The organism is bacterium (assembly GCA_023145965.1).
Taxonomy (GTDB): Bacteria; UBP14; UBA6098; order UBA6098; family UBA6098; genus UBA6098.
Window position 1 is genome coordinate 1 of record JAGLDC010000122.1, and the last position, 10158, is coordinate 10158.

The window sequence follows — 10158 nt, forward strand, 5'->3', positions numbered from 1 at the left end:
GGCGCAAGATTTCCGCAATGACAAACGGGCGCCACTCACGACGCACCCTTGTCAATTCATCAATTTTCTCCCCCTTCACAAGGGGGAAACCACCGAAGGACAGAGGGGGTTCAAAAAGGGCGACCATCTCCACCACACCCTCTTACATTACAAAAAGTGAGTCGCGCAGCGTTGAGCACAAACATCCATCGGTTTAAACTAAACCCACGGTAATGAAAAAGGCGAGCCAATAGGCTCGCCCGAAGAGTTTCCAGATGCTTATCTAATAAGTGTTTGTATATTACCGAACCACTCGGTGTAGATCCTGAGTAAATATCTTTTCTATAAGTTTATTCAGACCTTTGCCATCTTGTGCGCTAATAAAAACGGCCTCGGGATATTTACAAGATAGCTGAGAATAACGAAGCTCGTCAATCAAATCTATCTTATTAATTGTTAATATCTTAGGCGTATCGACTAGTTGCATACGCTCCAACTCTTTTTCAACTACAATAAGATGATCATCCAAAGCTTCGTGTAAAGCATCTGCAACAATAATCAGAATATCAGCCTCTTTAGCTTCGGCCAGTGTGCTCCTGAAGCTTTCCACCAGATGGTGTGGTAATTTCCGGATGAAACCGACAGTATCTGTTAAAAGTGCAGTTTTGCATTCGGGCGTGCGTAATATCTTTGTCCTTGGATCCAAAGTAGCAAAAAGTTTATCCTCAGCATAAGCATTGGCATGGGTCATTTTGTTCAATAAAGTCGATTTTCCAGCGTTCGTATAACCTAAAATTGCTACCCTTAAACTATTAGAGCGTCCTTTTCTTTGTGTCCTTCTTTGCTTCTCGATCTTCTCGAGTTTTAATTTAAGGGTTGCTATCCGTCGGCGAACAACGCGTCTGTCGATCTCGAGTTGTGTTTCTCCGGGGCCGCGTGCACCGATAGAGCCACCATATTGTCGCGACAAATGTCCCCACATTCCCGCCAGTCTAGGGAGTAAGTATTCCAATTGTGCCAATTCGACCTGTATCTTTGCGGCATTTGTGCGGGCACGTGTAGCAAATATATCTAGTATTAAACCACTGCGATCAATGACCTTAATATCTTTACCTAGAACTTTTCCTATGTTTCGCGCCTGATTTGGCTTAAGGTCATCATCGAAAATTACTGTGAATGCTTCATTTTCTTCTAATACTTTTTTTACAAATTCCAACTTCCCACTTCCGACGAAAGTCGCCGAATTTGGGTTATTTAGTGTCTGCTCTACTCTATCTATGACTCTTCCTCCTGCAGTTTCAGCTAGGCGTTCGAGTTCGTTCATCGACTCATCGAAATTGCATTTCGAGGTTTTTTGAGTTCTAACTCCGACAATAACAACTTTTTCAATACTATCTTGCATATTACGTCCTCTTATGAATCCCCATTAATTGCTTCGCCAAATAGAAGCCATCTTTTTGCCGAGATCACCTTGACCTTAAGAATGTCTCCAAGAGAGCAACCTTCATCCGCAAAAACAACTCTTCTCCCCGATCTATCGAAACCTAGACATTGACGAATCCCTTTGTTGACAAGTTCTTCTACCATGACTTCCTTTATTCGGCCAACCTGCATTTTACTGTATTTCTCTGCGAGTTCCTGTCCAAGGTCAATTATTCTCTTCAGCCGCTGTATCTTCATTTTCTCAGGAACATCGTCAGGTATGCCCGCTGCTTTCGTCCCCGGACGAGGTGAATACCTAAATGCAAATGATCCCGCATAAGCGACTGATTTATATAATGTTATTGTCTCCTCAAAATCAGAATCTGTTTCCCCCGGGAATCCAGCGATTATATCCGTTGATAAGGCAACATCTGGAATTTTATCTTTAATTTTATCAATAAGTTGCAGGTATTTTTCTCGTGTATAACCTCGATTCATTGCACTTAAAACCTTCGTGGAACCGGATTGAACCGGCAAGTGAATGGACTGGCATACCTTAGGTAATGAAGCAATAGCATCTATAATCTTATCCGACATATCTTTAGGATGGTTTGTCACAAACCTTATTCTTAAGAGGCCATCGATACGGTGAATTTTATATAGGAGGTCAGCGAAATCTTGATTTGAGGAGGTATCAAGGTAACTATTTACGTTTTGCCCGAGCAGTGTTATCTCCTTGATACCCAAATCGATATCGCGTTTTATTTCATCGATAATATCCCCATGAGGTCTCGATCTGAAATGGCCGCGAACGTAAGGCACTATGCAATAACTACAGAAATTTTCGCAACCTCTGGTTATTGCCACGAAGGCTTTTAGCGAATTTTGCGGAATCTCAGCCCTGAGACCGCAACCGTCTAGCCTGTCGGCTTCGAGGAGAATGGACTCTTTTTTCTCGCTTTCTGCAATTTCTAGTATTCTATCTATTTCTCCGGGACCGACCGCGAAATCTATATGTTTATTTCTTTGAAGTATCTCTTTGCCTTTTTCCTTTGCTACACAACCCATAATACCGACTGTTTTCTTGGGGTATGTCCCTGCAATTGTTAGAAGCCTACCCATAGCACGATCTTCGGCATTCTGGCGCACAGCACAAGTATTTACTATTATTATATCTGCATCCTCGATCTTTGACCTATGCCATCCAGCTTCGTTGAGAATATTAGCTACTGCAGCTGAATCGTATTCATTCATCTGACAGCCATAAGTAATTATATTATATTTTTTACTTCGCAATGTATTATATCACTTTCATAAGAATTAGGTTGAAGTATAACTATATTATTCTTTGATACCAAAGGACTTATAAAATTTGCTTTAATGTAGTTTCCCGTCCATCCCTGACAGATATTAGCCTCTGATATCTTCTCAACAATCACTGTCTGCTCAATTCCTATCTGACTCTCCGCAAATTTTTGTTTTTTCATTTCCTTAAGCTCGATAAGCCTTTCCATTCTCAGGCGTTTAACCTCTTCCTGCACCTGATTTGGCATCTTTTCAGCATCTGTGCCCTTCCTAGGTGAATATCTAAACACATGTAGATAGCTTATAGGAAGCGATTCGATGAGATTATATGTATCCTCGAAATCGGACTCGGTTTCGCCGGGAAAACCGACAATAACATCCGCACCGATACCAATATTTTTGACCTTTTCGTGCAACTTATAGACGACCTCAGCATAAAACTCTCTATTATAAGGCCTCCTCATTTTCTCGAGAACAGCATTGCTCCCCGCTTGCAGTGGCACATGAAGATGCGGTGCAAGCCTATCCGAGTCGGCAAGAAGGTCTATTAGGCTATTTGTTATTTCAGTCGGCTCTATGCTACTGAGTCTCAAGCGGAAAATATTCGTCTCGGCCAATATCTTTCGGCATAATGCCGCAAGATCGACACCTTCATATTTATATCTACCATCATGCACGCCAGTAAGAACAGCTTCTTTAACCTCGGCTAAATCGAGCTCATTAACTCTTTTAATTACCTCATCTGGGGATACGCTTCTCTCGCGCCCTCGGACGTATGGCACGATGCAGTAAGAACAAAACTGGTTGCATCCATCCTGTATCTTAACAAAACCGCGCGTTCTGCCATCGAATGTTGTTATACTCTCGCTCGATGGCTTTAACTTGTTATCCTGCAAATCATTATCTGCTAAATAGTCGATAATTGCTTTAGGTTCATTTGAGGGGAATAAAGCTTCAATCTCGAGTTTTTTTGCAGCACTTTCATCCATTTTTACTGCGCTACAGCCAGCAAGAAAAAGCCTTCTCACACCCCAGTCCTTGCGCACACGACGCAGATACTGTCTAACCTTATAATCCGCGCGGTTAGTTACTGTGCAACCGCATACTATTACCGCATCGTAAGGGGACGATAATGGCAACTCATGTCCAACAGAAACTAAAGCTCGTTCTATCGTCCCTGCCTCGCACTGAGTCAATTTACAACCGAATGCTTTAACTTTGATTCTCATAATTATAGCTACAAAAAAAATTTGACCTTGCGCAAATCTCTGGATTATATATATATACATTCATGAGTTCAAGCGAAAAACCTACATACTTCTTTTCCGACGTGCATTTGGGTGCAGGTGACCAGAAACGTGAAAAAATTAAACTCGAGAAGATGGCAACTCTTCTTGAACTTATAATAGCTAATAACGGAAGATGTTTTATCCTAGGCGACCTATTCGATTTCTGGTTCGAATTTTACGGCGGTATCCCAAGTGGAAATAACGAGGCGTTGGATATTCTAAGAAGCGCAACTCAACGAGGTCTAGAAATAACCATAGTTGGCGGAAACCACGATTATTGGCTGGGAAATCGATTTATCTCGATTACAGGTTGCACAGTCCTAAAAAGACCTTATACCGGAAATATTAAAGGAATTAGGATTTACGCTGGGCATGGTGATGGTCTCGCGCCTTCTGACTGGGGATATAGAAATATTCTTAAACCTATACTGCGCTTTCCAATTAATATATTCCTCTTTAAACTTTTTCCGAAGAAATTTGGCGAATGCCTTGCGCGTTTCGTCTCGAATGGAAGCAAAATTTATACAAAAAAACGTAATCTCAAATTCGAGGCCGAATATATCGAAGCCTCAGAAGCGTTAGCAGATAATGGTTTCGATTGTATAATAGTAGGCCACACGCACGAACCAGCACGGAAAGTCTCGCTCGATAACTCATTATATATCAATCTTGGGGACTTTTTCGAACAGTTTACTTACGCTGTTCTCGAATCGGGAAATTTCGAAATCCATAAAATATGAGTCCTGATCCCGCAAACACAAAACTCTCAGGAACCTTCCGAAGTTTATCCTCTAATTCATCGATAGAAAATTTCTCGTGGTTTCACTTTGGGATAATTCTAGCTGTTAGTGTTTTATTCCGGCTCCTACATAATTGCCCCGGATACAATGAATTCGATGTTTTAGCTGTAGCTCGTCACTTTGCGGATCCCGATTGGATATCTGGCGATTGGTATCTAGGCCAAAGAATCGGTTACAGATATCTTTTTAATATAATTGCTGGATTTCCGGCGAAAACCCTCTCCTTCTTAACACTGATTTTTTTTGGAAGACTCATCCTTCTTATAATTTTTTCTATCGCTTTAACAAAGATTATCAGGAGTCTTAGAATACTTATCCTCGCTTTTATCCCTTTATTGGCCTATTTTATAACAAATCAATCTCTTTTTGCGCAAGAATGGATGATTGGGGGCCTAGAGACTAAGGCTTTTGCCTATGCTTTCATTTTGCTTGCACTGGCTTTCTCTCTCGAAAGAAAAGCTTATTTAACAGCCTTCTTTTTGGGTCTGAGTTTCTCTTTCCATATTTTAGTTGGTTTTTACGGCGCTGTATGTCTAGGTTTATCGTTTTTAATTATATATGGAAGAAGTGTTCTATTTCCTTCCACAAAGAAATTATTAACTACGCTTGCTATTCTCATTCTATCTGGGTGTTTCGGGATATACTCGGTTGTGCAGTATATTTTTGCCTCTGCAAGTGCCAACAAACAACTAGCCTCCGAGCTGCATGTTCTATATAGGGTAAGCCACCATGTTCTCCCATCGGCGTGGAATAATAATTACTGGGCACCTATAATCCTCTGCATAACAGCATTCCTTACGGTTATTTTCACGAAAACAAGGAGTAAGTCGAATAAGCTAATAACCCTGTCCACGCTATTTTCGCTTAGCTTCTTTGGTTTAGGCATTGTTTTTTATCTATCTGACTTCTCGGGTGGCCTCAGGTTCTATTTATTTAGATTCGCCGATGTTTATGTTCCTTTTTCGATTATGCTTCTCGTAGCTACTTTTATAAGCTCCACAATGGAAGCCAAAAGTAACCGTGTGAAAAAGGTATTTATAATCCTAATGTATATTCTTAATGGATTGGTATTAATATACGGTATTACAATAGGATATAACGATAGCAAAATCTATAAAAAGACCTTTAAAAACGGATATTTATATAGGGACTTGGAACTACAGAAAACATTGAAGTGGATATCCTGCAACACCGAGAAAAACGCTGTGTTCCTTATTCCACCGAGCCTCGAGGAATTCTATTTCACAGCTTTACGACCTGCTTTCGTTACCCTAAAGCACTCGCCACAAAACGATACCGAGATAATCGAATGGTTCGAGAGAATCAAACTATGTAACGGCGAGTCTCCTCCGCCACGGGGTATTGGTATATATCGATACGAAGATGAGATAGACTCACATTATTTCAACTTGGATGAGGCGAATTTAAGGGTTATTGCATCAAATTATACAATCGATTTTTATTTGGATAGGGCAGACAAGCCACTGGAATTGCCGATAGTGTTCCAAAATCAAGGTTATCGACTATACTCGATTCGCAATTAGTTTTTTAAAGAAAGTCTCGTAATTATCGATAGTGCGCTCTATTGTAAAAATCTCGCGCGCGGCGACCATGCCGTTAAGCGTAATGCGTTTGCGCTCTTTTGAATCTTCGAGAACAAGCATTATTTTATCAGCAAGTTCATGAATGTCACCATCCTTGAACCATAGACCGTTTTTCTCGTTATCGATAACATCAACTATTCCTTGCGAACGCGTGCCGATGACCGGAACGCCCAGCCCCATAGCCTCCACAAGCACTAATCCGAAACCATCCATTGTCGATGGCAGAACAAAAAGGTCAAAAAGTCTGTAATAATCAACAACTTCCTCTCTAGGCACAATACCAGCATAAATAATTCTGTTCGAAATATCCAATTGTCTTGTCAAAACATCGAAAAAACCTGGTTCTATACCGACAAACATCAGAGTAATATCATCTGGTAAAAGTGCCGCTGCTCGGATTAACTGTTCTTGATTTTTCAGCCTCGAAATGCAACCGATTACCCTCTCCCCTTTTTCTATGTTAAATTTTTCTCTTAATAGCTTCGTTTTACTGATATCTGCACGCTCAAAGAAACTCGGATGCATACCATTGAGAATAACTTCGATGTGATTAGCAGGATAACCCAGGCCAACTAGTGTTTTTTTTAGATTATGGCTTACGGCTATAATCTTCGAGGTATTGCGGACATAAAACCGTCTTTGAATTGCGCCACCAGAGCTTAATGGTTTTTGTCTTCGCGTATGAATGACGCGCACCGGAAGTTTATACAACTTTTTTGCAAAGATTGAAATATATCGATCTGCGCTTTGTTGAGCGTTAATTAGATCGATAGAGTTTTGCAGGATAATATCGCGCACAGTCCTAATGGAGGCAATATCGAATTTATTCCTGAATTCTACTGCCATTTTTTTGACATTTGGGTGATTCAAACGTACATATAACAGCGAGTTCTGAGGGCAAGCCAAATAAACGAAATGCCCTTTATCCGCGAGCCCCTCTGCGAGATAAAGCAATGAATGAGTAGCGCCTGTAAGAGTGCCTTCTGAAGTAGTAAAAAGTATATTAATTCTATCGCTCATTTTTTAATTCGCTTTCGATGTTAAAATATAACTTCAATATTCTATTGGCAAGGATTTAGTTTTTAATTATAATTATCTGTGATTGTAAATTCCAAATTTGGGTTTTCAAACAAATAAAAATAAAGATGCTTAGAAAATTGACCTTGACGAAGATTAACTTTTAGAGTATTTTGTAGTAGTATAATAATATTTTTGAGAGGAGTTTTATGAACACTGAATACAGCTTTACTGCACAGGAAATCGAAGAGGGTAAAGGTATGGCTGGCGTGGCATATCTTACACTGATAGGTTTCATTATTGCGCTGGTTATAGGCAAAGAAAACCGCTTTTCAATGTATCACGTTCAACAAGCTCTCGCGCTTATTCTGCTATTTGTAGCCGCGAGTATCGTTGCCGTTATTCCTATTCTCGGATGGATCGCCTCTGTTATTATTTGGATTTTCGGCATGGTGTGTTTTGTGATTGGTCTAATTAACGGATTCAGTGGAAAGGCTAAACCACTTCCTTTAATAGGAGAAATCGGTTTCAAGTTCAATATGGTAAAACCAGAGGCTTCCGTTTCCGCCAGCGGCGGTTCCGTTCCTCCCCCTCCTCCACCTACGCAGGAATAGTTAGAATATTCTATAAAAATCCCGCGAAAGCGGGATTTTTTTTAATCTAGGAAGAACCATTCAACGCCGGCGCGCCAACTCCATTTTGGAAGCTCGTAGAACGAGCCATCGAGGAAATAGTCCAGACCGTAGATGGCGTTCTCCCAACCATCGTCCTTGTCAGTCAGAGCGTATTTGCCATAGGCGAAAACGCTGAAACCGTTATAGTCTAACCGTAATTCTGTGCGAAATTTCGCACACGGGTCAATTTCATTCCCTTCCATGTTTTTCAAGCCGAATAAAGCCTCGCCCTCAAGCCGAAGTAGCAAGACAGCGTGACCTTCCCAATATTCGCGGGCCTCCTGAATATGCGCAATAATGCGATGTTCGGGGACGCCATAAATCATGAAGGGGCCTTTTTCCGTGAAATCATTATCATTCGAAAAAGAATCAGTTATATAATAATTGTAATTGTAGGTTATGCCAAATTCTAAAAGGCTATCCGGCGCATATTTAAATTCCGCTTCGAGTGGAATTAACACAGTTTTTTCAATTTCATCGACCGATCCCCATGAAACATAATATGGAGAATATTCAATAAATGTCCACAATCCCGGATTCTCCAAATCCATATAGCTAGCCCTTAATTTTATAGCCATTCCCAAAGGAATGGAATATTGCCACTCCAATTCCGCACCTAAGGTCTTCTCATCGCGTCTTCCTTCAGTAGATCTCACAAAATTAATTGTGTCTGAATACTCGCCATCGCCAGACACTAAAAATCGGTCATATTCATCGCCACGAAGACGAGCTGTTAGATTGATGAGGCCTTCTTTATAATAGCAATTAAGACGAATAATTGAATTTTTATCTACTCGGGCAATTATAGCCAATGAAGGGCTGTGTTCGAATTCCGCGATAAAATTCCTGTTAACTCTATAAGAGAGTAACGCCGAGGTATTGCGCGATATTGCTAGCTCCGCTAAGATTGAAGCATTATAGTCGTTTTTGGGGCGGTGATTGGTCGTAAATACCCTAGTGCCAGCGCCGATATTTAAATCGAGTCTTTTGATACCAGTATAATTAAGATCGAGTCTTGCACCATCGACGAAAAATGTATTTTCAGTATAATACGAGTCACTTGTGTCAGAAGGATCGCCATTGTATTGTCTCTTCTCGTCCTGATGTGTGTATTTAAGGGCAAATTCCGCTTTCGGCAGACCGTATTCTAATTTAGTATGAACGATAAGCCTGTCGCTGTCTAGATGGGGCGATTCGTTTTTAAGGCCTGTAAGATTTGGACGGGGAATTTCTGTGTCGCGTTCCATGCGAGCCCCGAAGGCGGACAGCCTGAATCCGCTGTATTCGCCCCATGCGATTGCGGAGAAATCCCGGTTATTAAAATCGCCTTCGGATTGGATGTTATCGCCATTAAACTCCGCACCGGATACACCAAAAGCGGCGGCATTCCCCAGTTTTTTTAAAAATAGCCCGGAAAGCCTCTGTCTTTTGTCTGCGCCCCAGTGCGCCGAAAGACGCGTATAATCGCTCGATAAAGGGCCAATTGGCAAGGTAAAATCGACAGAAGAATATAGAGATGAACCGCCGTGCAAAGCACCGTAAGCCGGTGAATTGATACGTATTGAGGATATAGCTTCGAGGGGTAAAGCATAGAAATCGACAGCGCCATCAGCAGTAAAGAATAACTCCTCGCCATCGAGGTAAAACGATGGCGAAAACGAAAGAAATCTAACAGAAGATGCCAAGCCCTGTCGTGATATTATCTCTGGTAAATCGGAACTCGGAAAGTGCTTTAGCTCTTGGCCGTCAATCTTTCTTATCAAAGTGTATTCTTTGTCGATCTCCAAAATGCTATCAGCTACTTCACTAACCCGAGCAATTCCAAGAACAGGAATATTACCACTACCCTGCTCGACACCATTCATTTGTGCAATAGAACAAAAACATAAACACAGAATCGCTGAATATTTAAATATATAACTCATCAAGACATCCATCTTATAATTAAAATTGTTACAAAAGCAAGCAGTCCAACAATCACAAAAACGGGCCAAAAGTCAAGGATACGAGGATAATGTGAACGGTCCGGTTTTAAAAAATGTACGAACTTGTCGTCGTTCTCATTCTC

At 41.0% G+C, this 10158-nt stretch carries 8 protein-coding genes; 3 read left to right on the forward strand and 5 right to left on the reverse strand.

Annotation, left to right across the window (positions count from 1 at the left end; all coding sequences use genetic code 11):
* Positions 1-280: 280 nt before the first annotated feature.
* Genes hflX through mtaB form a run of 3 tightly spaced genes read right to left on the reverse strand, consistent with a single transcriptional unit; the run spans position 281 to position 3935 of the window.
* On the reverse strand, positions 281-1381 hold the full coding sequence (hflX, locus tag KAH81_10185) for a GTPase HflX (protein MCK5834021.1): 1101 nt from the start codon (positions 1379-1381) through the stop codon (positions 281-283).
* An 11-nt stretch (positions 1382-1392) separates the two neighbouring features.
* Positions 1393-2655, reverse strand: a complete 1263-nt coding sequence (gene miaB, locus KAH81_10190; protein MCK5834022.1) for a tRNA (N6-isopentenyl adenosine(37)-C2)-methylthiotransferase MiaB — start codon at positions 2653-2655, stop codon at positions 1393-1395.
* Positions 2656-2672: 17 nt separating this feature from the next.
* Positions 2673-3935, reverse strand: coding sequence for a tRNA (N(6)-L-threonylcarbamoyladenosine(37)-C(2))-methylthiotransferase MtaB (gene mtaB, locus KAH81_10195; GenBank protein MCK5834023.1), 1263 nt, complete (start codon positions 3933-3935; stop codon positions 2673-2675).
* A 62-nt stretch (positions 3936-3997) separates the two neighbouring features.
* On the opposite strand from mtaB, the gene KAH81_10200 reads away from it, so the two are divergent.
* Positions 3998-4735, forward strand: coding sequence for a UDP-2,3-diacylglucosamine diphosphatase (locus KAH81_10200; protein ID MCK5834024.1), 738 nt, complete (start codon positions 3998-4000; stop codon positions 4733-4735).
* Positions 4732-6339 (forward strand): hypothetical protein, encoded by a 1608-nt coding sequence (locus tag KAH81_10205; GenBank protein ID MCK5834025.1) that lies wholly within the window; start codon positions 4732-4734, stop codon positions 6337-6339. Before KAH81_10200 ends, KAH81_10205 begins: the two co-directional genes overlap by 4 nt.
* Here KAH81_10205 and KAH81_10210 read toward each other — a convergent pair.
* The gene (locus KAH81_10210; protein MCK5834026.1) at positions 6319-7419 is read right to left on the reverse strand and encodes a glycosyltransferase family 4 protein; all 1101 of its coding nucleotides are present in this window, start codon (positions 7417-7419) and stop codon (positions 6319-6321) included. The genes KAH81_10205 and KAH81_10210 overlap by 21 nt on opposite strands.
* 206 nt (positions 7420-7625) lie before the next feature.
* On the opposite strand from KAH81_10210, the gene KAH81_10215 reads away from it, so the two are divergent.
* On the forward strand, positions 7626-8030 hold the full coding sequence (locus tag KAH81_10215; protein MCK5834027.1) for a hypothetical protein: 405 nt from the start codon (positions 7626-7628) through the stop codon (positions 8028-8030).
* Positions 8031-8071: 41 nt separating this feature from the next.
* On the opposite strand, the gene KAH81_10220 is transcribed toward KAH81_10215, so the two are convergent.
* Positions 8072-10015, reverse strand: a complete 1944-nt coding sequence (locus tag KAH81_10220) for a Plug domain-containing protein (protein ID MCK5834028.1) — start codon at positions 10013-10015, stop codon at positions 8072-8074.
* Positions 10016-10158: the final 143 nt, after the last annotated feature.